This window comes from Arthrobacter sp. PvP103 (assembly GCF_017833075.1).
Classification (GTDB): domain Bacteria; phylum Actinomycetota; class Actinomycetes; order Actinomycetales; family Micrococcaceae; genus Arthrobacter.
This window is the reverse complement of record NZ_JAFIBQ010000001.1, coordinates 4,117,118-4,140,436: the sequence shown is the minus strand read 5'-3', so window position 1 is coordinate 4,140,436 and position 23,319 is coordinate 4,117,118. Positions and strand designations below refer to the sequence as shown.

Sequence of the window (23,319 nt, the reverse complement as noted above, 5' to 3'; positions counted from 1 at the left end):
ACCCTACCAGGGCAGGGACGCGGACGATCCCAGTTCGAAGAACCGGGGACTGCCGCCGCGGCGTTCGGTGAACTCGTGCAGGAGCTCCCTGGCCGCCGTCGCGGGCTCCTTCGACGCGCCGGCCCGTCCCATTCCCGTCTTCAGTCCGCCGGGATGCACGGACCATGCGTCGAGTTCCGCGCCAAACTCTTCGTGAAGGCTCAGGGTCAGCATGTTGAGGGCAGCTTTGCTGAGGCGGTAGCCATAACTCGTCCCGAAACCGGCAAACGCGCCCTCCGCCTGCAGTGCTGCCGAACCCAACCTGGATGACACGTTGACCACCAGTGGCCTGCGACTGCCCGGACCCGGCCGGAGCAGTCCGGCGAGGGACACCTGGGTCACCCGGACGGCGCCTGCGACGTTGTTGTCCAGGAGCTGCGCGAGGGAGCCTGAATCAACTGAAGACAGCGTCTTCTGGCTGCTGCCAACCGCCGCATTATTGACCACGACGTCGATGCAGGCATCTGCCAGGACCCTGGACACGTCCTCCGGGCAGGAACGGGCGATATCCCATTCCAGGTACCTCACGCGGCCGCTGGCCCCGGTTGCTGGCGCGGATCCCGGACGGACGATGCCATACACCGTCCACTGTTCAGCTGCCAGAACGGTGGCCAGCGCTGCGCCGAAGCCCCGGCCGGCCCCCGAGATCACCGCCGTGCCCGCCGCCGCCAGAGGTCCGGGCACCTAACTGTCCAGGCAGGTCGGTCCGAGGAGCACCTTCAGGTCGCCAAAGAGTGACGGACTCGGGTTGACGCGCAGATGGACCGGAAGAGCCATCACTTCCACCCGGGTGTCGCCCTGCAGGTGCAGCCTGACTTCCGAGTTGCCGCGGTGGGTCCTCAGCACGTCACCAAGCTCGGTCACCACGGCCTCGGTGGCCTTGTGCGTCTGCATGGTGATCACCAGGGGCCCGTTCAGGCCCTCGCTGAGGTCCGGGACGGACAGCTCCATGCAGTTCAGCGCGACGGCGCCGTCGTCGCGGCGCTGCAGCCGGCCCTTGACCACGACGACAAGGTCTTCGGCCAGCACGGAGGCGATCGGACCATACACCTGGCCGAAGAACATGACCTCAATTGAGCCGCCCAGGTCTTCGATCTCCGCCCGGGCATAGGCGTTGCCGCTGGCCTTCGCGATCCGCCTGCTCAGCGAGGTGATCATGCCTGCAATGGTGATGATGGCGCCGTCGTGCGGGCCGTCCTCCGCGATGATCGAGGTGATGGACTGGTCGGCGTGCTGGCTTAGCAATCCTTCGAGGCCCTGCAGCGGGTGGTCCGAGACGTAGAGGCCCAGCATGTCCCGTTCGAAGGAGAGCTTGTCCTTTTTCTCCCATTCGGGAAGGTCCGGGATTTCGATGCTCAGGGACGCCTCGGATTCGGCTTCGTCGAAACCGGCGAAGAGGTCGAACTGACCGATCGCCTCGTTGCGCTTGAGCGTGATCACGGAGTCGATGGCTTCTTCATGGATCATGGCCAGCGCGCGCCGGTGGTGGTTCAGGGAGTCGAACGCGCCCGCCTTGATCAGGGATTCAATGGTGCGCTTGTTGCACACCACTGCGGGGACCTTCATGAGGTAGTCCTTGAAGGACGTGTAGGCGCCTTCCTTTTCGCGCGCCGCCACCATGGCTTCCACGGCGTTAACGCCGACGTTGCGGATGGCGCCCATGCCGAAGCGGATGTCGTTGCCCACAGGGGTGAAGTTAAGGGCGGACTCATTTACGTCGGGCGGCAACACCGTGATGCCCATACGGCGGCATTCGTTGAGGTAGATCGCCGACTTGTCCTTGTCGTCGCCCACGGAGGTCAGCAATGCGGCCATGTACTCCGGCGCGTAGTGCGCTTTCAGGTATGCGGTCCAGTAAGAGATCACGCCGTAAGCGGCCGAGTGCGCCTTGTTGAAGGCGTAGTCGGAGAACGGGAGGAGGATGTCCCACAGGGTCTTGACCGCGGCCATGGAATAGCCGTTGTCCTGCATGCCCTGGGAGAAGCCGGCAAACTGCTTGTCCAGCTCGGATTTCTTCTTCTTGCCCATGGCGCGGCGCAGAATGTCGGCCTGGCCGAGGGTGTAGCCGGCCAGCTTCTGCGCCACCGCCATAACCTGCTCCTGGTACACGATCAGCCCGTACGTGCCGCCCAGGATTTCGGAAAGCGGCTCCTCGAGCTCCGGGTGGATCGGGATGACTTCCTGGATCTTGTTCTTGCGCAGCGCGTAGTCGGTGTGAGCGTTCGCACCCATGGGCCCTGGACGGTACAGGGCCAACACCGCGGAGATGTCTTCGAAGTTGTCCGGCTTCATCAGCTTGAGGAGCGAACGCATGGGCCCGCCGTCGAGCTGGAACACCCCCAGGGTGTCGCCCCGGGCCAGCAGCTCGTAGGAGGCGGTGTCGTCAAGCTCCAGGGTTTCGAGGTCGAGATCGATGCCCCGGTTCATCTTGATGTTTTCCAGGGCATCCGAAATGATCGTCAGGTTTCGAAGGCCCAGGAAGTCCATCTTGATCAGGCCGAGTCCTTCGGACGTCGGATAGTCGAACTGGGTGATGACCTGGCCGTCCTGGAAGCGGCGCATGATGGGAATGACGTCGATGATGGGGTCCGAGGACATGATCACACCGGCGGCGTGCACGCCCCACTGCCGTTTCAGGCCCTCGATGCCCAGGGCCGTTTCGAAGACTTTGGCGGCCTCCGGGTCGGTGCTGATCAGCTGGCGGAAGTCGCCGGCTTCGCTGTAGCGCTTGGCTTCCTTGTTCTGGATGTCGGCCAGCGGAATGTCCTTCGCCATCACGGCCGGCGGCAGCGCCTTGGTGAGCGTTTCGCCCATGCTGAATGGGTAACCCAGCACGCGCGAGGAGTCCTTCAGGGCCTGCTTGGTCTTGATGGTTCCATAGGTGACGATCATGGCGACGCGCTCGTCGCCGTACTTGCGCGTGACGTAGTCAATGACTTCGGAGCGGCGCCGGTCATCGAAGTCGACGTCGAAGTCAGGCATCGAGACGCGGTCCGGGTTGAGGAAGCGTTCGAAGATCAGGCCGTGGTGGAGCGGATCCAGGTCGGTGATGCGCATGGCGTACGCAACCATGGAGCCTGCACCCGAGCCACGTCCGGGACCCACCCGGATGCCGTTGTTCTTGGCCCAGTTGATGAAATCGGCCACCACGAGGAAGTAGCCCGGGAAGCCCATGGAAGTGATGACTTCCAGCTCATAGTCGGCCTGCTTGCGGACCTTGTCCGGGATTCCCTGGGGATAGCGGTAATGGAGTCCCTTGTCGACTTCCTTGACGAGCCAGGACGTCTCGTCCTCACCCTCGGGGCACGGGAACCGCGGCATGTAGTTGGCGCCGGTGTTGAAGGAGACTTCACAGCGTTCGGCGATCAGAAGCGTGTTGTCGCAGGCCTCGGGGTGGTCGCGGAACAGTTCACGCATTTCCTGTGGCGACTTCAAGTAGTAGCCGCTGCCGGAGAAGGCGAAGCGCGAGCCGCCGTTGTCGTAGGTGGGCTCCAGGAGTGTGGAACCGGACTGGATGGCCAGCAGCGCCTCGTGCGCCTTCGCATCGTGCTCGTGCGTGTAGTGCAGGTCGTTGGTGGCCACCAGCGGAAGGTTCAGGTCCTTGGCCAGGCGCAGCAGGTCGCCGGTGACCCGCCGCTCGATGTCCAGGCCGTGGTCCATCAGCTCGCAGAAGTAGTTCTCGGCCCCGAAAATGTCGCGGAACTCCGCCGCCGCCTCGAGCGCTTCGCGGTACTGTCCCAGCCGAAGCCGGGTCTGGACCTCTCCCGACGGGCAGCCGGTGGTGGCGATGAGCCCTTCCGAGTACGTGTTCAGCAACTCACGGTCCAGCCGCGGCCATTTGCCGAAGACCGAGTCCAGCGACGCGATCGACGAGGCCCGGAACAGGTTCCGCATGCCCACGTTGTTGTAGCTCAGCAGGGTCATGTGCGTATAGGAACCACCGCCGGAGACGTCGTCCTTGCGCTGGCTTTCCTCGCCCCACCGCACGCGGCTCTTGTCACCGCGGGCGGTGCCGGGAGTCACATAGGCTTCGACGCCGATGATCGGCTTGATGCCCTTGTCAGTGGCCTTGCGCCAGAAATCGAAGGCGCCAAAAAGATAGCCATGGTCCGTTGTGGCCAGGGCGGGCATCCCCAGGCGTTCGGTTTCGTCGAACAACTCCCCCAGGCGGGCCGCCCCATCCAGCATGGAGTATTCGGTATGGGTGTGCAGGTGGACGAACGAGTCATTGCTGGAAGTCACCGGACCATTCTAGTGCCGGGCACCGACAGTTCTGCTCAGGCTTCCCCGGAGGCCAGAACTTCGAGTGCGTATGCAAGATCCTGCGGGTAATCGCTCGTCACCGTCACGCGCTCACCCGTCCTGGGGCTGTCAAACCCAAGCTGCCGGGCGTGGAGCCACTGACGGGTCAGGCCGAGGGTCGCGGCCAGCCGCGGATCTGCCCCGTACGTCAGGTCGCCCGCGCAGGGGTGGCGCAGGGCGGAGAAGTGGACACGGATCTGGTGGGTCCGGCCGGTTTCAAGGTGCACCTCAACGAGGGAGGCCTTGCCGAAGGCCTCGAGGACTTCGTAGTGGGTGACGGATTCGCGGCCGTCTTCGATAACTGCGAAGCGCCAGTCATGGCCCGGGTGGCGGCCGATCGGCGCGTCGATCGTGCCCGCGAGGGGATCAGGCAGCCCCTGGACCACTGCGTGGTACACCTTGTCCACCGTGCGCTCCTTGAAGGCACGCTTGAGCGCTGTATAGGCGCGTTCCGATTTGGCGACCACCATGGCGCCGGAGGTGCCGACGTCGAGGCGGTGCACAATGCCCGCACGTTCGGGGGCGCCCGACGTCGAGATCCGGTAGCCCAGCCCGGCGAGGCCACCCACCACAGTGGGTCCCACCCATCCGGGGGACGGGTGCGCGGCCACACCCACTGGCTTGTCGATGACCACGAAGTCCTCGTCGTCCAGCAGTATTTTCAGGCCTTCCACAACTTCCTCCACGATTTCCAGGGGGTCCCGCCGTTCAGGGACAACGACCTCCAGCACAGTGCCGGAGGCCAGCTTCAGGGACTTGCCCACGGCCTTTCCTCCGGAGCTGACGTTGCCCTCGGCGATCAGCGTTGCCGCCTGCGAGCGGGATATCCCCATCAGCCTGGCAAGGCCCGCATCGACGCGCGTGCCGGCAAGTTCCTCGGGAACGGTAAGTTTCTCAGGCATCCTGGCCCTCCGCCGGTTTCTGGAGCCGTGAACCGTCAAGGGATATACCCCGCAAGGTCAGCAGGCAGATGATCACGACGGCGGAGACAACAGCGGAATCGGCGATATTGAAAATGGCGAAATTCGGCAGCTGGATAAAGTCCACCACGTGGCCCATGGCGAACGACGGTTCCCGGAACAGTCGGTCAGTGAGGTTCCCCAAGGCACCGCCAAGAAGCAGGCCCAAAGCCAGTGCCCACCACGCCGAACCGAGCTTGCGCAGCTGCAGGAGAATGGCAATCGACACGGCCGCCATGATGATGGTGAACACCCACGTCACGTTCTCGCCAATGGAAAAAGCGGCTCCGGAGTTGCGGATGTAATACCAGTGCAGCAACGGGGGCAGCACGGGAATACGCTCCCCCTCCACCATGGTGCTGGTCACCCACAGCTTGGTGAGCTGGTCGAAGACGTAGGCGAAAACAGCGAAGCCGGCGAAGAGCGCCAGCAGGAACGCCTTACGCGGCCGGGCATGAGTCGTTGCTGGCTGCGCTGCGGCAGGTGCTGTTTCGTCAGTCATAGAGCTTTCATTCAAGAGCCGGTCCCGGGACAGGAAGGAAGTTGCTGGTGCCCGCCATGTGTCACACGGGTGGCGGTTAATGGCAAAAGCCGGCGGCCGAGGAGTCCTCAGCCACCGGCTTTCAGAATACTTGCTAAACGGCGGGGCTGCCGTCGCTAACCTCGGGCGCAGCCACGGAACCGCGGGCGTCCAGGTCGCGGAGCTGGCCTTCGATGTAGGCCTTCAGGCGTGAACGGTAGTCGCGCTCGAAACCGCGCAGCTGCTCCACCTTGCGTTCCAGGACGGACCGCTGCTGCTCCAGGGCACCGAGGATCTTGCGGGACTTCTCCTGCGCGTCGTTGACCAGGCTGCTGGCTTCGATCTGCGCCTCGGCGATGATCTTGTCCTTCTGCTGCTGGCCGTCGGCGACGTGCTTGTCGTGCATCTGCTGCGCCATGGCCAGCAGGCCGGCGGCGGATTCCGCCGTCGGGTTTACCGCGGCGGGGGCAGCCGCGGGAACCGGAGCGAGTGCCGTTGCCGGCTCGGGAGCCTTCTTCTTGGCTTCGGCGGCCTTGGCCTCGGCTTCCGCCTTGGCCCGGGACTCGTCCTTTTCAGCCTTGACCGGGGCGGGAACCTTCTCCACCACCGGCGCCGCTGCTGCGGAGCTGGCGGGCGTGCCTGAGCCGCTCTCGGCAAGCTTCTTGCGAAGCTCGTCGTTCTCTTGGTTCAGGCGGCGCAGTTCGACGACGATTTCGTCCAGGAAGTCGTCAACTTCGTCCTGGTCGTAGCCTTCGCGGAACTTGGTCGGCTGAAAGCGCTTGTTGACAACGTCTTCTGGCGTCAAAGCCATCTGGTCACCTCGTTGGTCTAGTTAGTCAGTAGGCCTTCCGGCCGTCAAAACTACGGTACCTAAATATGGTCTGGTTCCTCTAATTCAACACTGAGGTGTCAAACCGGAGATTCTACGCGATGCCGTGGACGGCGGTTTCCCGCCCTGTCAGTGCGCCGCAAGCTGTAATGAAAATTACGCGAGATTCTTCACGATTGCCATAGCCACGCTGATAGCGATGAACAACAGCAAAAAGCCGAGATCCAGCGAAATCCCGCCCAACCGCAAGGGCGGAATGAGGCGCCTCAGCACCTTCAGCGGCGGGTCTGTGACCGAGTAGACAGTGTGGGCCGCCACCAGTGCAGCGCCTCTTGGCCTCCACTCCCGGGCAAACATCTGTACCCAGTCGTAGACCAAACGGATGATCAATGCCACAAACACGAATAATAAAGCGATATAGATAAGTCCGAAAACAATTCCCATGAGTTAACTCATATCTCCATGTTCATTCCGGATACCCCAGTGTCCTGTTGCCGTTCTTATCTATTTCAGCACAGATGCCAGACAGGTCGCCTGCCTGGCATCCATACACGCCCGCTGCTAGCTCTGGTTGAAGAAGCTGGCCTGCGTCTCGCTGACCTTCTTGTCGTCGCCGATGACCTCAACGTACGACGGCGAGAGAAGGAACACCTTGTTGGTCACCCGCTCGATGCTGCCGCGGAGGCCAAACACCAGCCCTGCCGAGAAATCGACCAGGCGCTTGGCATCGGCCTCGCCCATGTCCGTGACGTTCATAATGACGGGGATGCCATCACGGAAGCTTTCGCCGATCAGTTTGGCGTCGTTGTAGGACCGCGGGTGGATCGTAGTGATCTGACGAAGTCCGGTGGTCTCTTCGCGGCTCGAGGCCGCGCGCTTGATAGGTGTCACAGGTGCGCGATATTCCTCTTCGGCGGCGTGTGGAGTCGGAGTTTCACGGGCGATCTCGCGGACGGGCGCCGGTGCCCGGCGTTCCTCGCGGTCATGCTCCATTGAATCGTCCTCGTCCTTGTGCGGTGTGTGGTGCTCAGACTCGTAGTGTTCATCGCCATCGGCGAGCCCAAGATAGATCATTGTCTTGCGCAGAGCGCCAGCCATGGTCGACTCCTAATCGTGTCCGTAAGCGGGCCGCTGAGTTGACTTGACAGCATTGGAATCCCCGCCATTCTCTTCCAATACTTTGACGCTACCGCAACGCAGGACGCGAACCCAATATATCCGACCCTATTCTCAGGTGTGTCGCACCCGCCCTGATGGCGGATTCCAGATCCTGGCTCATGCCGGCGGATATCCCCTTAGCCGACGGGTGCTCGCGGAGCAGCTGCGCCGATATTTCCGCCAGCTTGCCGAAGGCCGCATCAGGATCCGAACCCAGCGGAGCGACCGCCATGACGCCGGCGAGGACAAGCCCCGGCGATCCTGCCAACTGATCCGCCAGCGGGGCAACCTCCAGCCGGCTTGCGCCACCCCGATGGCTTCCGGCGTCCTCGTCCAGGCTTACTTGGATAAAGCACTCAAGCGGTGCCCTGCCTGTCCGCTCCTGCTCCGCGGCAATGGACTTGGCCAGGGCTGCTGCCAGTTGCGGTCGGTCCACTGAATGGATGGCGTGGGCGTACCGGACCACAGACTTCGCCTTGTTGCTCTGCAACTGACCCACGAAGTGCCACCGGAGCCTGAGATCACTAAGGCTGGCGGCCTTCTCCGAAGCCTCCTGGTCGCGGTTCTCCCCCACATCGGTCACACCCAGTGCTGCCAGCCTGCGCACATCTGCGGCGGGGTGGAACTTGGTCACCACGATCAGCTCCGGCGGGTTGTCCGGACGGCCTGCAGCTTCCGTGGCGGCCGTGATCCTGCGCCGGACTGCAGCAAGCCGTGACCCGATGTCGATCAGGCGGGGGTCATCCGCGGCCGTCACGTCAAGGGGCTCACTCACTGATCCACACCAACCCCGCGAACCGACCCGTGTCCGGGTTTCCGCGGTAGGAGAACAATTCTTCGTTTTCGAGGGTGCAGGGTCCGGAATAGTCCACGGTGACCCCTTGGGCTTCAAGCTGGCTGCGCGCACCGGCCGGAAGGTCAAGCCCGGGGGTGCCCCAGGATGTTGTTGACCAGGTGGCCGGTACGGCTGCGGCTACGTCAGCCCGCATGCCCTCCGGCACTTCGTAGCAGGATCCGCAGATGGAGGGACCGATCCAGGCGTGGATGTCCTTCGCTCCCTCAGCGCGCATGCGCGCCACGGTTGCCGGGATGACGCCGCTGGCCACACCCGGGCGGCCCGCGTGTGCAACGGCCAGGATCGGCTTTCCCCCCGGCGCCGAGCCTGCGAGGACCACCGGGACACAGTCCGCCACCATGACCGCGAGCGGGCGCCCGGAGGACACCATCCCGTCCGCAGTGGGACCGCCGGGTGCGGAGCTGTCCGCCGCATCACCGACATAGGCCACTGCATTGCCATGAACCTGGTTCATGTACTGGAAGCTGCCTGCGGGGAGGCCCGCTTCGGCCTCCAGGAAGCCTCTCCGGCGAAGGACTTCGGCCGGATCGTCTCCCACGTGGAGGGCGAGGTTGCCGGCCCCGGCGTCAGTGAATGCAACCCAAACGCCGGGCCGGACTTCGGTTCGCCACCAAAACAATCAAAACACCGCTAACTGACGAGCTGACAAGACGTCCCGCAAGTCCTACTTCAGGAAGTCGGGAACGTCCAGGTCGTCCGAGCGGCTGCCGGAAAGGTCCGGCTCCACAACAGACGGAAGGTCGACGTCGAATCCCGAGTCGGCGGGGACGGCCGAGGGGCGCTGCTGGCCCCAGTTACTCAGGCCGGAAGCACCGATCCCGGCGTGGACCGGCTGGACGTGCTGTGCCGGCGCCTGGGCGGGCGCGGGAGCCGAGGTAGGCGCGGCCGGGCGCTGGGGAGCGGCCTGCGGCTGGGACTGGTCCATCGAGGGCGAGGTGGCCTTGACGTCGTCAAAGCCTGCTGCGATCACTGTCACCCGGGCCTCGTCGCCGAGGGCGTCGTCGATGACGGCACCGAAGATGATGTTGGCCTCCGGGTGGGCAACTTCCTGAACCAGGCGGGCCGCCTCGTTGATCTCGAAGAGCCCGAGGTCCGAGCCGCCCTGGATGGACAGCAGGACACCGTGGGCGCCGTCGATCGATGCTTCCAGGAGGGGGGAGGCGATGGCGAGTTCCGCGGCCTTGACGGCGCGGTCCTCGCCCCGGGCCGAACCGATGCCCATGAGGGCGGAGCCTGCACCCTGCATCACCGACTTGACGTCCGCGAAGTCAAGGTTGATCAGGCCCGGCGTGGTGATGAGGTCGGTGATGCCCTGGACACCGGACAGCAGGACCTGGTCGGCAGAGCGGAAAGCGTCCAGGACGGATACATTGCGGTCGCTGATGGACAGGAGGCGGTCATTGGGGATCACGATCAGGGTGTCGACTTCGTCGCGGAGGGCGTCGATGCCCGCCTCGGCGGAACCTGCACGACGGCGGCCTTCGAAGGTGAACGGGCGTGTGACAACGCCGATGGTGAGGGCGCCGAGCGAGCGTGCAATGCGGGCCACCACGGGGGCGCCGCCAGTACCGGTGCCGCCGCCCTCGCCGGCCGTCACGAAGACCATGTCCGCGCCGCGGATGACCTCTTCGATCTCGTCGGCGTGGTCTTCGGCCGCCTGCTTGCCGACCTCCGGGTTTGCGCCGGCCCCGAGACCACGCGTCAGCTCGCGGCCTACGTCAAGTTTGACGTCGGCGTCGCTCATGAGCAGAGCCTGGGCATCGGTGTTAATTGCGATGAATTCGACACCGCGGAGACCGACTTCGATCATGCGGTTGACTGCGTTCACGCCACCGCCGCCGATGCCGACGACCTTGATGACGGCCAAGTAATTCTGCGGAGCTGCCACGTTACGTGTCCCTTGTTCGTGTCCTATTGCGAAAACTGATGGAGTCCTGCTTGAAGCTTTTAACCTTAACCTTCGACTTGAGGGTTATAGTTATGTCAAGTAACTCATGCTGTGACGCTATTTCCTATGCCTGAGACATTCAATGACCTGCTCCGCGTGTCGTAGGAATACCCGCGAAATAGAGCGGAAATCGCCTCTGACCACACCGCCGGTCCGCTGATTCCCCAGCGCGGCTGAATGTTCGTCCCGGGGTTGTCCCCGGGGGCTCGCCCACTATCGTGTCACGGGATGCCGTGGCACGCTGACATCGTAGACCTGGACGGGGTTTTTGGGGTCCGCGGGCGCCTTCAGCAGGGCAGCGAGCACCTTGGCTTTGAGCTCCTTCTCCCCCGCATTTCCCCAGACAATGGTCTGGCCGTCCACTAGTTTGAGTTCGACGGCGTCAACCGACTTCGCCGAGGCATCGGACAACCTGGCGAGTACGTCGGCGGGCAACGCGGCCAGCACGCCCGTGATGGCCTTGAAAAGGTCCTTGCCGATCACTCCGGCTCCGCCGTCGATCACCGGCAGCTGGATGCTGCCCGGGTCCTGGGTCGTGCCGAGCTGCACCCCGTCGACGTCGACCAGCTGGAACACTTCTCCCTGCTTCACCAGGGCGACTGGTGTGCGCTCATGGATGTGCACCACCAGTACCGACGGCGGCCGCGCCTCCGTGGTCACGTCCTTGACCTGGACAAGGGGCTGCAGCAGTTGCTTCACCTCGTCGTCATCCACCTGCGGCAGGGGTTTGCCATGCAACGGCTTCAGCATCTCCTGGACCTGGCCGGGAGTCAGCATTTTGGTGCCGTCCACCGAGACCGTCTGGATGGCGAACAACGGCGAGTAGACGGCTGCTGCCAGCAGTCCGGCCACCAGCGCGGCAACAATGCACGCAGCCAGGATGATGTTGCGCCGGATCCGCCTGCCCTTGGGCTCCGGGAAGGACAGCACGTTATCGGTGGCGGAGGGACGGGATGCTCCCGCGGCCGCGGCCGCGGGTGCGGCCTTGGAGGCCGATATTACGTCCGCGCGTCCGCCTCCCTGGTCGGACTTTCCCTGGTGGGACTTTTCCTGGGCGGACTTTCCCTGGGTGCCAGGCGAGCCGGTCTTGTAGGTGGGCCGGCGCGTGCTAGCCACCCGGCGCCTCCGCCAGCAGTGCCTCCACAATCAGCGGACCGTAGGCCGTGACGTCGCCCGCTCCGGCCGTGAGCACAATATCGCCGGCGGCTGCGTTGGCCACGACGGCCCGGACGGCGTCTTCTGCGGCCACCAGCCGGCCGCCCGCGGAAAGCCGGTCACCGATCAGCTTGCTGCTGACCCCCGGGATGGGATCTTCCCGGGCCGGATAGATGTCCAGGACCAGGGCGGTGTCCGCGGCGTTGAGCGCCTCGGCAAAATCGGCTGCAAACTCCCTGGTGCGGGAAAACAGGTGCGGCTGGAAAAGCACGTGCACCTTGTGGTCCCCCGCTACGGAACGTGCCGCGGCCAGCGCTGCCCGGACTTCCGTCGGGTGGTGGGCGTAGTCGTCGTAGACCCGCACTCCCCTGCCTTCTCCCTTGAACTCGAAGCGGCGTGATGCGCCGGAGAAATGGGCCAGGGCCCCCGAGGCCGCGTCGGGTGCGACGCCAAGTTCCAGGGCCACGGCAAACGCGGCTGCAGCGTTGAGCGCGTTGTGGCGCCCTGGCACCTGGAGGTCCAGTGCAAACCTTCCCGCGCCGGTGGACACCCACACGTCTCCCGGGCCGCCGTCGTGCAGCCGCAGCTGCGCGTCTTCAGCGGTGCCGTAGGTAACCACCCTGGTGTTGCCCCGTGTCCTGGTCCGCTCCGCAAGCGCGCGGGCACCGGGATCGTCGGCGCAGGCCACCAGGACGCCGTCGGCCGGGAGCAATTCCGTGAAGCGGTCGAACGACTCGTAGACGGCTTCGGCGGTGCCGTAGTAGTCAAGGTGGTCGGGTTCCACGTTGGTGACAACCGCAATGTGGGGTCGGTAGTTGAGGAATGACCCGTCGGACTCGTCGGCCTCGGCAACAAAGATGTCCGAAGTGCCGCTGGCGGCGTTAACCCCCAGGGAAGGGACGTTGGCCCCGATCGCAAAAGTGGGATCCAGGCCGGCACCCTGCAGCAACACCGTGACCATGGACGTCGTGGTGGACTTCCCGTGGGTGCCGGCCACCGTAACCACGCGGTCACCCGCCATAGCCGCCGCCAGTGCCTCCGAGCGGTGCAATACGGGCAGCCCGGCGGCACGTGCGGCCTGGAGTTCCGGATTGTCCGCGCGGATGGCGGAGCCGGCCACCACGGCCTCGGCCGCGCCCAGGTTGCCCGCGGAATAGCCCACGTGGATGCCTGCGCCGGCCGCAGCGAGGTCTGCCATGACCGGAAGGTCTTTGGCATCGGAGCCTGTCACCGGGACACCGCGGGCCACCATGATCCGGGCCACGGCGGACATGCCCACGCCGCCAATGCCGATGAAATGCACGCGGCCAAGGGATTCCAGGCTCCGCACGGCCGTGCGTGCTGTGGACATGGTCATTTGCTTACCGCTTCCAGGACCAGATCAGCCATACGGCGATCTGCGTTTCGGATACCGAGGGCTTCAGAACTCGCCGCCATTTTCGCCAGCCGGGCAGGGTCTGAGAGCAGCGGGATGATTTCCCGGCTGACCCATTCGGGCGTGAACGATTCGTCGTCAACCACCAGGGCGCCTCCCGCTTGCACCGGACCGGCGGCGTTGAGCGCCTGTTCGCCGTTGCCGATCGGGAGCGGAACGAACACGGCCGGGATGCCCACAGCAGCGGTTTCGCAGACGGTGGCCGCTCCTGCACGGCCCAGCAGCAGGTCGGCGGCCGCATAGACGTTCTCCATCCCGTCGACATACTCGACCTGGCGGTAGCCGTCTGCGGCGAGGGGTTTGCCTTCGCCGTCAAGGACCGACTTGCCCTTCCCGGTGATGTGCAGGGTCTGGATCCCGGCCTTGGCCAGTGCATCCAGGGACGCCGCAATGGTCCTGTTGATGCTCTGCGCCCCGGATGAGCCGCCGGTGACAATGAGCGCGGGCTTGTGCTGGTCCAGCCCCAGCAGCTCACGTGCGGCATGCCGGGAAGCAGCGCGATCCAGCCCGGAGACTTCCCGTCGCATCGGCATGCCGACGTGACGGGCCCCGCGCAGCTTCGTGCCGGCAAACGCGACGCCGACGTGGTGGCTGAAGCGGGCACCCACTTTGTTGGCCAGTCCGGCCCGGGTGTTGGCTTCGTGAATGACAATCGGAATTTTCCGGCGCCGGGCGGCGAGGTACAGCGGGGTACAGACGTAACCGCCGACGCCCACGAGGACGTCCGCGTGAGCGTCGTCGAGGATCCTTCCGGCCTGCTTAACAGCGCCGGCCAGCCGTCCCGGCAGCCGCAGGAGATCCAGCGACGGCCTGCGGGGAAAGGGCACGCGGCTGATGGTGGCCAGCTCGAGGCCGGCTGCGGGGACCAGCCTGGTCTCCATTCCGCTGGGCGTTCCCACAGCCAGGAGGCGAACGTCCGGACGCACGTCCCGCAACGCGGCCGCGATGGCCAGCAGCGGACTGATGTGCCCGGCCGTTCCGCCGCCGGCAAGGACTACTGACAAAGACTCGGCATTCATTAAGTGCTATTTACGCTTTCGTGTGGGGTGCGGGCGGCCGCCCTTGGTGCGGAACTTGAGCAGCCGCTTGGGCTGCACGCTTGGCGCCATCTGTTCCCGGGCCAACGACAACACTACGCCGACGGCACACAGCGACATCAGCAAGGCCGAGCCGCCATAGGAAATGAACGGCAGCGGCACGCCGATGACGGGAACGAGTCCGGTGACCACGGACATATTGACCGTGGCCTGGCCGAGCAGCCACACCATGATGGTCCCTGCAAGGACGCGGTGGAAGAGGTCCTCCTGCGCCACCACCACCCGGTAGATCGCAGCACCCAGGATGGCAAAGAGGATAAGCACGACGACGGTGCCCACCAGGCCAAGTTCCTCGCCGATGATCGCGAAGATGAAGTCGTTGTGGGCTTCCGGGATCCAGCTGTACTTTTGCCGGCTTTGGCCCAGCCCGACCCCCAGCCAACCGCCGGAGGCGAGCCCGTACAGGCCGTTGGTTGACTGATAGTTGGCGTCAATGCCTTCGCCGCAGGAGTTTCCGGTCCACCACGAAGTGATCCGGCACATCCGGTTGGAGCTCGTCACGGCCATGAACCCGGCCCCGGCCACGGCGACCAGGGCCGCGATGCCGAACATGTAGAGCGGGACCCCGGCAAAGAACAGTGCGGCGGCCATGATCATCATGATGATCATGCCTGTACCGAGGTCATTGCCGGCCAGGACCAGCCCGATAATGCCGGCGGCGGCAGGAAGGACCGGAACCACCACGTGCTGCCAGCGGTGGAGCAGTTTTGACTTGACCGCCAGCACGGTGGCCATCCAGAGTGCCAGGGCGAGCTTGGCCGCTTCTGACGGCTGGAAGGTGATGCCGCCGAATTCGATCCAGTTCTGGTTGCCGTTGGTACTGGTGCCGATCAGGAGAACGAGGACCAGGAGCACGTAGGCTCCGGCGATCCCCGGCCAGGCCAGGCGCTTGAGCCAGACCACGTTGACGCGCGAGAGGACGAACATCAGGAAGACCCCGATGGCGGCGAACATGCCCTGCTTGAGTGCTGCCGTGTACGGCGACTCCCCCGCTGCGATCGCCTCGACGCTGGACGCGGACAGTACCATCATGATGCCGATGGCCGTGAGCGCGAGGGTGGCCCCGAGGATCAGGTAGTACGTGGAACCGTTGCGTGACTTGCCGGTCCCTTCCAGCTTCGCCCAGAAACTCCGGTGCCAGCCGCGAAGCCTGGCCAGCGGCGGCACGTGGCCGGTTCCGCGGGCCTGGGTCTTGGGCGATGGCGGTTTCGAACCTGCCGCGTTTCCTGTCCGCGAAGCCGGCGGGAGCGGGGTTGCGCCCCGCTGCCTGGCAGCCGGGGCACGGGTGGGCGTGCTGACCATTGTTACTCCTCGCCGGTCTGAGCCTGCCCTTCCACGAGCCCGCGGACAGCTTCAATGAAGGCGTCGCCACGGTGAGCGTAGGAAGAGAACTGATCCATGGAAGCAGCCGCCGGGGCCATGAGCACAGTGTCTCCCGGAGAAGCCAGCTGTGCCGCTGCGGCGACGGCCTGGGCCATCACAGTTTCCCCGTAAATCGGCGAGGGCACTGTGCCGGCATCGCCCGTCCCGGCAGACTGCACATTTTCAGTGTCGCCCTTCGTGCGCCCGATCACGGGGACATCCGGTGCGTGTCGTTTGAGGGCGTCCGAGAGCGCGGTGGTGTCCGCTCCGATCAGTACTACGGCCTTTAGCCGCGGCGCCTGTTCCTGGACGAGTTCGTCATAGCTCACGCCTTTGGAGAGCCCGCCGGCGATCCAGATGACGTTGGTGAAGGCGGACAGCGACGCAGCCGCCGCGTGCGGGTTCGTGGCTTTGGAGTCGTTGATCCACAGCACATCGTTGTGCCGGGCTACAAGCTGGATGCGGTGTTCTCCCGGAATGTAAGTCTTCAGTCCCTGGCGTACCGCTTGCGGTTCCACGCCGTACGCCCGTACCAGTGCCGCCGCCGCCAGGGCGTTGGCGACCATGTGGCGGGGGGCCACCGGGCCGAGGTCCGCCATCGCGGCAAGCTCAGCAGCGCTGTCTTTACGCTCGGGGATGAAGGCACGGTCCACCAGGAGGCCCTCGACCACACCGAGCATGCTGATGGCCGGCGTCAGCGTGGTGAAACCGACGGCGCGGCAGCCTTCCACGACGTCCGCGTTCTCCACCATGCGTTCGGTTTCAATCTGCTCGGCGTTGTAGATGCAGGCCTTCTGCGTGTGCTCGTAGACCTTCGCCTTGTCGGCCAGGTACGAGGCGTAGGATCCGTGCCAGTCCACGTGGTCCTCAGCAACGTTGAGGCACACACTTGCGACCGGGGAGACGGAGTGGCTCCAGTGCAGCTGGAAGCTTGAAAGCTCTACGGCAAGGACGTCGTATTCAACCGGGTCGCGCAGGGCGTCCAGGATGGGCGTTCCCACGTTTCCGACGGCAATGGCTTTGAGCCCGGCCGCCTGCAACATGGATTCGGTAAGGCCCACCGTGGTGGTCTTCCCGTTCGTTCCGGTGATGGTCAGCCAGTCAGCGGTCTTGCGGCCCTTCCGCTCGCGCACGCGCCAGGCAAGTTCCACATCACCCCAGACCGGGATGTGGGTCCGGGCAGCCGCAGCGAGAAGGGCCTGGTCCGGGCGCCATCCCGGTGAGGTCACAATCAGGTCCGGCTTCAGCCCGTCAATTTTCGGCATCGAGTGCACGGCGTCCTCGCCGAGGAGGACATCCACGGCACCCACGATCTTCAGGGTGTCCGCCTGGGCCCGCGCCGTGGGACTGGTGGCGGCGTCAACCACCACCACCCGGGCACCGAGTTCGATCAGGGTGTCTGCGGCGGCGAAGCCGGACACGCCGATTCCCGTCACGACCACCCTGAGGCCGGCCCAGTCCGAGTCCCAGCTCACAAGGTTCTCGAGCCGGGGAGACGTCGCCAGCGGCGAAGGTATAGGGCTGCTCACAGCAGGACCACCCATTCTGCGTAGAAGATGCCCAGACCCGCGGCGACGAAGAGGCCGCCGAGGATCCAGAACCGGACCACCACGGTGACTTCCGCCCAGCCCTTGAGTTCAAAATGGTGCTGGAGCGGAGCCATCTTGAAGAATCGCTTGCCCTTCGTGATCTTGAAGTAGCCCACCTGGATGATCACAGAGAGGGTGATGAGGACGAAGAGTCCGCCGATGAAGGCGAGCAGCAGCTCGGTCCGGGACAGGATGGCGAAGCCGGCGACGGCCCCGCCGATGGCCAGCGAGCCGGTGTCGCCCATGAAGATTTTCGCCGGGGAGGTGTTCCACCACAGGAAGCCAACCAGGGCCGCACTCAAGATCGCCGCCAGCAGTGCCAGGTCCAGCGGGTCCCGGACTGAATAGCAGCCGCCGCCGGTCTGCCGCGGCGAACCGCAGGCCTGGTTGCTCTGCCAGATGCCCATCAGCGTGTAGGCGCCAAACACCATCACCGAGGCCCCGGCCGCGAGCCCGTCCAGGCCGTCGGTGAGGTTCACGCCGTTGGTGGCAGCCGTCACGATCAGGTTGGACCACAGCACGAACAGAATGGCACCGAGGACGGTGCCGCCGAAAGCGAGGTTCAGCCACGGGATGTCCCGCACCAGGGAGATCTGGGTGGATGCGGGGGTGACGCCGTCGGCGTTGGGAAAGTTCAGGGCCAGGATCGCGAAAATGATGCCGACGGCGCCCTGCAGTACCAGTTTGGCTTTGGCGTCCAGGCCAAGGCTGCGCTGCTTGGAAATCTTGATGAAGTCGTCCAGGAATCCCACCAGGCCCATTCCCACCATGAGGAACAGGAGCAGGAGCGCGGAGGCCGACGGCCCGGGTGACCTTGGATTCATCATCCACATGATGAGGTGGGTCAGCGCATAGCTCAGAAGGACCGCGAAGACCACCACGGTGCCGCCCATGGTCGGGGTGCCGCGCTTGGTGTGGTGCGATGTGGGACCGTCGTCGCGGATGAACTGGCCGTAGCTCTTCCGCACCAGTAGACGGATGAACAGCGGGGTTCCCACCAATGCAAACAGCAGGGCCAGGCCAGCGCCGATCAGCAGTGCAATCACAGCGACTCGCTCCCTTCATTGGCGGTTGCTCGGACTTGTGGGGGTAATGCTATCCGATCACCCAGATGCCTCAGCCCCACACTGTTGGAGGACTTGAAGAGGACAAGATCGCCTGGTTCCAGCTCGCGCTGGAGGAGGTCGTAGGCCTCGTCAGCCGACTCGGTGAAGACGCACTCGTCGCCCCAGGAGCCTTCGTTGACGGCGGAGACGTAGAGTGAACGGGCCTCCCGGCCAACCACCACCAGGCGGGAAATGTTGAGCCTCACCACCTGCGTGCCGACTGCCATGTGCTCTCGAATGGACTCGTCGCCCAGTTCCAGCATGGCGCCCAGAACGGCCCAGGTACGGCGTCCGCGGCCGAGGTCCGCCAGCGTCCGCAAAGCCGCGCGCATGGATTCCGGATTGGCGTTGTAAGCATCGTTGATGATGGTCACGCCGTCCGGCCGCTCGGTGCGTTCCATCCGCCAGCGGCTGGCCGCGGTCTGCGTGCTGAGGGAGGCCGCGATCCGCTCACCTGTGACTCCGGCAGCGTAGGCGGCTCCGGCCGCTGCCAGGAGGTTGGTCACGTGGTGCGCACCGATGAGGCGGCTGCGTACCTGGTGCCCTTCGGCTTCGCCGGGGAAGAAAAGTTCGAACTCGGGATTTCCGGCCGGGTTCGTTTCGACGTGGACGGCGCGCAGGGCGGCACCCGGGACGTCGTCAGCCGGCTGTGCCGAAAAGCCCAGGACGTTCGCCGTGGTCCTGCTCGTCATCGCGGCAACACGGCCGTCGTCGAGGTTGATCACAGCGGTCCCGCTGTCCGGAAGGGCTTCAAGCAGCTCGCCCTTGGCAACGGCAATATTGTCCACGCCGCCGAATTCACCGGCATGGGCGGTTCCGATGCCCAGGACCACTCCGATGGAGGGCCGGACCATGTCCGCGAGATAGCGGATGTGGCCGATCCCGGTGGCGCCCATCTCGATCACCAGGTAGCGGGTGTCGAACCCGGCCTGGAAGACAGTGAGCGGTACACCCACTTCGCCGTTGTAGGAGCCCTGGGGTGAGACGGTGTTGCCTTCGGCGGAAAGGATTCCGGCGAGGAGGTCCTTGGTGGTGGTCTTACCGGCGGAACCGGTGATGCCGATGACGGTGAATTCCGTACCCTCAGCCGCGCGGCGGGCACGGATACGGCGAACGGATTCGGCGGCCAGTGCGCCCATGGCTAGGACGGCGTCCTTCACCACGATGGCGGGGTACGGCGCGCCGGCGCCGTCGGGGCCTTCCCGTTCCACCAGGGCCAGGACGGCGCCGCGTTCAAAGGCTGCGCCGATGAAGTCGTGGCCGTCAGCGCTTTCGCCGGGCTTGGCCACATAGAGGGATCCCTCCGTGGCTTCCCGGGAATCGGTGACCACTGCCGAGGGCGTGATGGTCGGATCGGCGGCAAGGCGGCCGTCTGTAATTTCGGCAATTTCCGCCGCAGTAAATGCAATCATCTCGGTCTAGGACTCTATCCGCTCGTCATTCAGAACGGTGAATCCGCGGGCTGTCAAGGCCTCGCGGAGCTCCACCCTGTCGTCGAGCGCCAGGTTGACGCCTTTGACTTCCTGCCAGACTTCGTGGCCGCGTCCGGCTACAAGGATCGTGTCCTGCGGCTGTGCCATGTTGACGGCCTCCCGGATCGCCACGTCGCGCGGGTAGGATTCCAGGATCGTGCAGCCAAGGCCGCCGGATTCCTTCGCCTCACGCGCGCCCGCCAGGACGTCCGCGCGGATGGCGGCGGCGTCCTCGTCATGGGGATCGTCATCGCTGATGATCACCACGTCCGCAAGCCGCGCCGCGATGGCCCCCATGGCCGGGCGTTTGCCCTGGTCCCGCTGTCCGGTGGCGCCGAAGACCACGATCACCCGCGAACCGGGCTCGGTTGAGCGCACAGCCTCCAGCGCACGCTGCAGGGCGTCCGGGTTATGGGCAAAGTCGACGACGGCGGCCGGCGCCGTGGAGACGAGCTGCATGCGTCCCGGAACGGCAACGGTGAACGGATCAGCCTCGTCCAGGGCAGCCTGCAGCGTGGCCGGCTCGACGCCGCTGGCCAGGACCATTACGGTCGCGAGGGCGGCGTTGGAAACATTGAAGCTTCCCGGCAGCCCCGTGTGTACACGCAGTTCGCTGCCGTCACGGTGCCGCAGCCGGAACTCCGTGCCAAGGCCCCGGGGGGCGGCGGCCGTGACTGTCCAGTCAGCAGCCGGCGCGGCGGGATCGTTGCCTTGGGCGGTCGCCAGGGTGGTGACCGGAATGCCGGCAGCGGATGCGAGGCGCCGGCCCCATTCATCATCTACGGTGATCACGGCAGACTTGGCGTGCCGGGGCGTGAAGAGCCGGGCCTTGGTCTGGAAATATTCGTCCATGGTCCCGTGGAGGTCCAGGTGGTCCTGGGTGAGGTTGGTGAAGCCGGCGACGTCGAACTGCACCCCGTCGACGCGGTGGAACGATACTGCGTGCGAGGAAACCTCCATCGACGCAGCGTCCAGCCCGCGTTCGCGCATCAGGGCCAGAAGCGCGTGAAGGTCGGTGGACTCAGGCGTGGTCAGCAGGCTGGGAATAGGGGCACCGCCCGCCAGGATCTCGATGGTGCCGATCAGGCCGGTCCTGCGGCCCAACGCCTGCAGGAGCGCATTAATAAAGTACGTGGTGGTGGTTTTGCCGTTGGTGCCAGTAACACCGAACAGCGACGGCGAAGTTCCGCCTTCCGGCCTGCTCTGGTAGATCAGGGCCGCGAGGCCGCCCACAGCGCTGCGGGGTTCGTCAACCACCAGGACCGGTACGGGAGTGTCCGCTGACAACGCAAGCAGCCTCGCGCCGTCGTCGTCCGTCACTACCGCGACGGCGCCTGCCGCGACGGCCTGCGACACGAAGTCCGCGCCGTGCCTGGCGGCGCCGGGCAGGGCGACATAGAGATCGCCCGGCTGCACGGTCCTCGAGTTCAGGGAAATCCCGGTGACGGGGACGGAGCTGGATGCCCCGGGAACGACGACGCCGACGGACTCGCCGATGGTGCCAAGGGGCACCGCGGCAACGGCGGTCGGCCGGAACCCGGAACCGGGAACCCTGCCGCTCGTTGTTTCGGTACTGCCTGGGGCATGGTGCTCTGACAAGTGGATCTCCGTTGGTGCTAGTGGATCACACCGGGCGTAGGGGAAGTTCCCCTCGTACGAACGATGCTGTGGACGTGCTATTTGACGTATTGGGGCAGCCTGACCGGCTCGCCCGTCGATGGCGGAACGTTGTAGGTCCGCAGCGCCTGGCTCATCACGGAGCGGAATACCGGACCGTTGGTGATTCCGTAAATACTGCCCTTGGGACGCTGCAGGACAACTTCAACAATAAACCGCGGATCGTCCATCGGCGCCATCCCCACCATGGAGGCGGTGTAGCCGCAGTATCCGGACTTGCCGTCGTCGCACGGTGATTCGGAGGTTCCCGTCTTGGCGCCGACGCGGTATCCGTCGATGGCCGCGTCCTTGATCTGGCCCTCGGTCACGGCGCTCTCCAGGATGTCCCGCACCTGTTTCGCAGTTTCCTTTGACACGATTTGGCGGCTTTCCTTCGCCGGGACTTTCTCCTCGGTTCCGTCCGGGCTGATGTAGCTGTCGATCAGGCGCGGCTGCAGCATGACTCCGCCGTTGGCAATCGACTGGTAGGCGCGGACAGTCTGCAGCGTGGATTGCGACACGCCCTGGCCGAACAGGACGGTGTACTCCTGCCGGCCGTCCCACTGGTCGGCCGGGGTGAGGATGCCGCTCGCTTCTGCGGGCAGGCCGATGTCCGGTGCTTCGCCGATCCCGAACTTCTGCAGCCAGTCGTGGCGCTGTTCCTTCGTGAGGCGCTGGCCGGCCATGACCGTTCCCGTGTTCATGGACCAGCCCAGGATGCCGGCAAGGGTCCGTTCCTCGGTCCCGTGATCAAACGAGTCAGTAAAGACCTGTCCGTCCACCACGTAGGAGGGCGGGATGGTGAAATGGTCCAGCGGGCTGGACTTGCCTTCTTCGATGACTGAAGCGGCGGTGATCATCTTTTCCACGGAACCCGGCTCGTAGGCGGCCGTCACCGACCGAACGCCGCGGTCCTTGGCTGCCACTTTCCCGGGGTCGTTGGGATCCGGGGCGTTGGTGTCTGCCATGGCGATGATGTTGCCGGTCTTGATGTCCTGGACAATGATGACGCCCCACTCGGCGCTCAGCTTGTCCGACTGGTTCTGGATGGCCTGCTGGGCAAAATACTGCAGGTCGGAGTTCAGGGTAAGCCGGATGTCCTTGCCGTCGACAGCGGGCGTCAGTTCGTCCACGCCGACAGGGATGCGCAGGCCGTCGGCACCGATTTCGAAGAGCCGCTTGCCCGGAGTTCCCTTGAGGATCTCGTCCTGCGTCTGCTCCAGCCCCGCCTGACCGGTTGTGCCGTCCTGCAGGAAGCCGACGATACCGCCTGCCACTGCGCCGTTGGGGTAGACGCGCTTGCTGGTTCCAACGGTGACGATTCCCGGAATCTGCAGCTTGGAAATCCGGTCCTCCATGTCAGGCTTGAGGTCCTTCGCCACGATGTAGTAGGGCTTTTCCCCCGTCAGTGCGTCTTTGACGTCTGCCGGATCCTGTCCCAGCACGGCGGCCAGCTCCTGGATGCCCTTGTCCCTGGAAACGGTGACAAGCTCTTCCTTTTCGCCGACGGTGTCCAGGCGTTTGAATGACTCCGTCTTCGTGTTGACGCGCTGATCCACCACCACGTTGTAGCGGATGACGCTGTTGGCGAGGACCGTCCCGTTGGCATCCAGGATGCTGCCGCGCTCGGCCGGGAGTTCTATCGGGGTGAGCCGGTTGTTCAGCGCGGCCTCGGCCATTCCGCCGATGTCCAGCCCCTGTACCATGAACAGCTTTCCGCCGACCACGAGCAGCAGTGCCAGCATCATACCCAGGCCCAGGCGAAGCCTCCTGGTGGCGTTGGGCACTTTTGCGGTTGTCTTCTTGCCGGTGCTCTTCGCCACGGTGAGTCCTTGC

At 65.0% G+C, this 23,319-nt stretch carries 19 protein-coding genes; all 19 read right to left on the bottom strand.

What is annotated here, in order from left to right; translation table 11 throughout:
* Window positions 1-3 precede the first annotated feature (3 nt).
* Complete coding sequence (locus tag JOE41_RS18900) at window positions 4-723, bottom strand: SDR family NAD(P)-dependent oxidoreductase (protein ID WP_209753228.1); 720 nt, start codon at window positions 721-723, stop codon at window positions 4-6.
* Window positions 724-4,281 (bottom strand): DNA polymerase III subunit alpha, encoded by a 3,558-nt coding sequence (gene dnaE / locus JOE41_RS18895; RefSeq protein ID WP_011691441.1) that lies wholly within the window; start codon window positions 4,279-4,281, stop codon window positions 724-726.
* Window positions 4,282-4,316: 35 nt separating this feature from the next.
* Entirely contained in the window at window positions 4,317-5,243 is a 927-nt protein-coding gene (locus JOE41_RS18890; RefSeq protein WP_011691440.1) for an RluA family pseudouridine synthase, read from the bottom strand.
* Window positions 5,236-5,802 (bottom strand): signal peptidase II, encoded by a 567-nt coding sequence (gene lspA, locus JOE41_RS18885; protein ID WP_209745972.1) that lies wholly within the window; start codon window positions 5,800-5,802, stop codon window positions 5,236-5,238. The genes JOE41_RS18890 and lspA overlap by 8 nt, the downstream gene beginning before the upstream one ends.
* Before the next feature lie 133 nt (window positions 5,803-5,935).
* Window positions 5,936-6,631 carry a DivIVA domain-containing protein gene (locus tag JOE41_RS18880; RefSeq protein WP_209753227.1) on the bottom strand — a complete coding sequence of 232 codons (696 nt, stop codon included), beginning with the start codon at window positions 6,629-6,631 and terminating at the stop codon, window positions 5,936-5,938.
* Between the two features lie 174 nt (window positions 6,632-6,805).
* Complete coding sequence (locus JOE41_RS18875) at window positions 6,806-7,093, bottom strand: YggT family protein (protein ID WP_011691437.1); 288 nt, start codon at window positions 7,091-7,093, stop codon at window positions 6,806-6,808.
* 117 nt (window positions 7,094-7,210) lie between these two features.
* Entirely contained in the window at window positions 7,211-7,747 is a 537-nt protein-coding gene (locus JOE41_RS18870) for a cell division protein SepF (protein WP_011691436.1), read from the bottom strand.
* Between the two features lie 88 nt (window positions 7,748-7,835).
* Window positions 7,836-8,582 carry a YggS family pyridoxal phosphate-dependent enzyme gene (locus JOE41_RS18865; RefSeq protein WP_011691435.1) on the bottom strand — a complete coding sequence of 249 codons (747 nt, stop codon included), beginning with the start codon at window positions 8,580-8,582 and terminating at the stop codon, window positions 7,836-7,838.
* Window positions 8,575-9,282, bottom strand: a complete 708-nt coding sequence (locus JOE41_RS18860) for a polyphenol oxidase family protein (RefSeq protein ID WP_209753226.1) — start codon at window positions 9,280-9,282, stop codon at window positions 8,575-8,577. The genes JOE41_RS18865 and JOE41_RS18860 overlap by 8 nt, the downstream gene beginning before the upstream one ends.
* Window positions 9,283-9,327: 45 nt before the next feature.
* The gene (gene ftsZ / locus JOE41_RS18855; RefSeq protein ID WP_011691433.1) at window positions 9,328-10,551 is read right to left on the bottom strand and encodes a cell division protein FtsZ; all 1,224 of its coding nucleotides are present in this window, start codon (window positions 10,549-10,551) and stop codon (window positions 9,328-9,330) included.
* Window positions 10,552-10,824: 273 nt separating this feature from the next.
* Window positions 10,825-11,727: an FtsQ-type POTRA domain-containing protein gene (locus JOE41_RS18850; protein WP_209753225.1), complete on the bottom strand. Its 903-nt coding sequence runs from the start codon at window positions 11,725-11,727 to the stop codon at window positions 10,825-10,827.
* Window positions 11,720-13,123 carry a UDP-N-acetylmuramate--L-alanine ligase gene (gene murC / locus JOE41_RS18845; RefSeq protein WP_209753224.1) on the bottom strand — a complete coding sequence of 468 codons (1,404 nt, stop codon included), beginning with the start codon at window positions 13,121-13,123 and terminating at the stop codon, window positions 11,720-11,722. Before murC ends, JOE41_RS18850 begins: the two co-directional genes overlap by 8 nt.
* Entirely contained in the window at window positions 13,120-14,220 is a 1,101-nt protein-coding gene (gene murG, locus JOE41_RS18840) for an undecaprenyldiphospho-muramoylpentapeptide beta-N-acetylglucosaminyltransferase (RefSeq protein ID WP_011691430.1), read from the bottom strand. The genes murC and murG overlap by 4 nt, the downstream gene beginning before the upstream one ends.
* A gap of 6 nt (window positions 14,221-14,226) precedes the next feature.
* Entirely contained in the window at window positions 14,227-15,600 is a 1,374-nt protein-coding gene (gene ftsW, locus JOE41_RS18835; protein WP_209753223.1) for a putative lipid II flippase FtsW, read from the bottom strand.
* Window positions 15,601-15,602: 2 nt separating this feature from the next.
* Window positions 15,603-17,204: a UDP-N-acetylmuramoyl-L-alanine--D-glutamate ligase gene (murD, locus tag JOE41_RS18830; RefSeq protein WP_209753222.1), complete on the bottom strand. Its 1,602-nt coding sequence runs from the start codon at window positions 17,202-17,204 to the stop codon at window positions 15,603-15,605.
* Entirely contained in the window at window positions 17,186-18,295 is a 1,110-nt protein-coding gene (gene mraY / locus JOE41_RS18825) for a phospho-N-acetylmuramoyl-pentapeptide-transferase (protein ID WP_011691427.1), read from the bottom strand. The genes murD and mraY overlap by 19 nt, the downstream gene beginning before the upstream one ends.
* Complete coding sequence (gene murF / locus JOE41_RS18820) at window positions 18,292-19,767, bottom strand: UDP-N-acetylmuramoyl-tripeptide--D-alanyl-D-alanine ligase (protein WP_011691426.1); 1,476 nt, start codon at window positions 19,765-19,767, stop codon at window positions 18,292-18,294. Before murF ends, mraY begins: the two co-directional genes overlap by 4 nt.
* 6 nt (window positions 19,768-19,773) lie before the next feature.
* A complete protein-coding gene (locus JOE41_RS18815; RefSeq protein ID WP_209753221.1) occupies window positions 19,774-21,426 on the bottom strand; it encodes a UDP-N-acetylmuramoyl-L-alanyl-D-glutamate--2,6-diaminopimelate ligase in 1,653 nt (550 codons plus the stop codon).
* Between the two features lie 77 nt (window positions 21,427-21,503).
* A complete protein-coding gene (locus tag JOE41_RS18810) occupies window positions 21,504-23,306 on the bottom strand; it encodes a penicillin-binding protein 2 (protein WP_011691424.1) in 1,803 nt (600 codons plus the stop codon).
* Between the last annotated feature and the right edge of the window lie 13 nt (window positions 23,307-23,319).

What these genes read in the sequence shown, in the direction of transcription:
- JOE41_RS18890 (WP_011691440.1), bottom strand. Translation starts at nt 5,243, where the DNA reads ATGCCTGAGAAACTTACCGTTCCCGAGGAACTTGCCGGCACGCGCGTC.
- lspA (WP_209745972.1), bottom strand. Translation starts at nt 5,802, where the DNA reads ATGACTGACGAAACAGCACCTGCCGCAGCGCAGCCAGCAACGACTCAT.
- JOE41_RS18880 (WP_209753227.1), bottom strand. Translation starts at nt 6,631, where the DNA reads ATGGCTTTGACGCCAGAAGACGTTGTCAACAAGCGCTTTCAGCCGACC.
- JOE41_RS18875 (WP_011691437.1), bottom strand. Translation starts at nt 7,093, where the DNA reads ATGGGAATTGTTTTCGGACTTATCTATATCGCTTTATTATTCGTGTTT.
- JOE41_RS18870 (WP_011691436.1), bottom strand. Translation starts at nt 7,747, where the DNA reads ATGGCTGGCGCTCTGCGCAAGACAATGATCTATCTTGGGCTCGCCGAT.
- murC (WP_209753224.1), bottom strand. Translation starts at nt 13,123, where the DNA reads ATGACCATGTCCACAGCACGCACGGCCGTGCGGAGCCTGGAATCCCTT.
- murG (WP_011691430.1), bottom strand. Translation starts at nt 14,220, where the DNA reads ATGAATGCCGAGTCTTTGTCAGTAGTCCTTGCCGGCGGCGGAACGGCC.
- ftsW (WP_209753223.1), bottom strand. Translation starts at nt 15,600, where the DNA reads ATGGTCAGCACGCCCACCCGTGCCCCGGCTGCCAGGCAGCGGGGCGCA.
- murD (WP_209753222.1), bottom strand. Translation starts at nt 17,204, where the DNA reads ATGGGTGGTCCTGCTGTGAGCAGCCCTATACCTTCGCCGCTGGCGACG.
- murF (WP_011691426.1), bottom strand. Translation starts at nt 19,767, where the DNA reads ATGATTGCATTTACTGCGGCGGAAATTGCCGAAATTACAGACGGCCGC.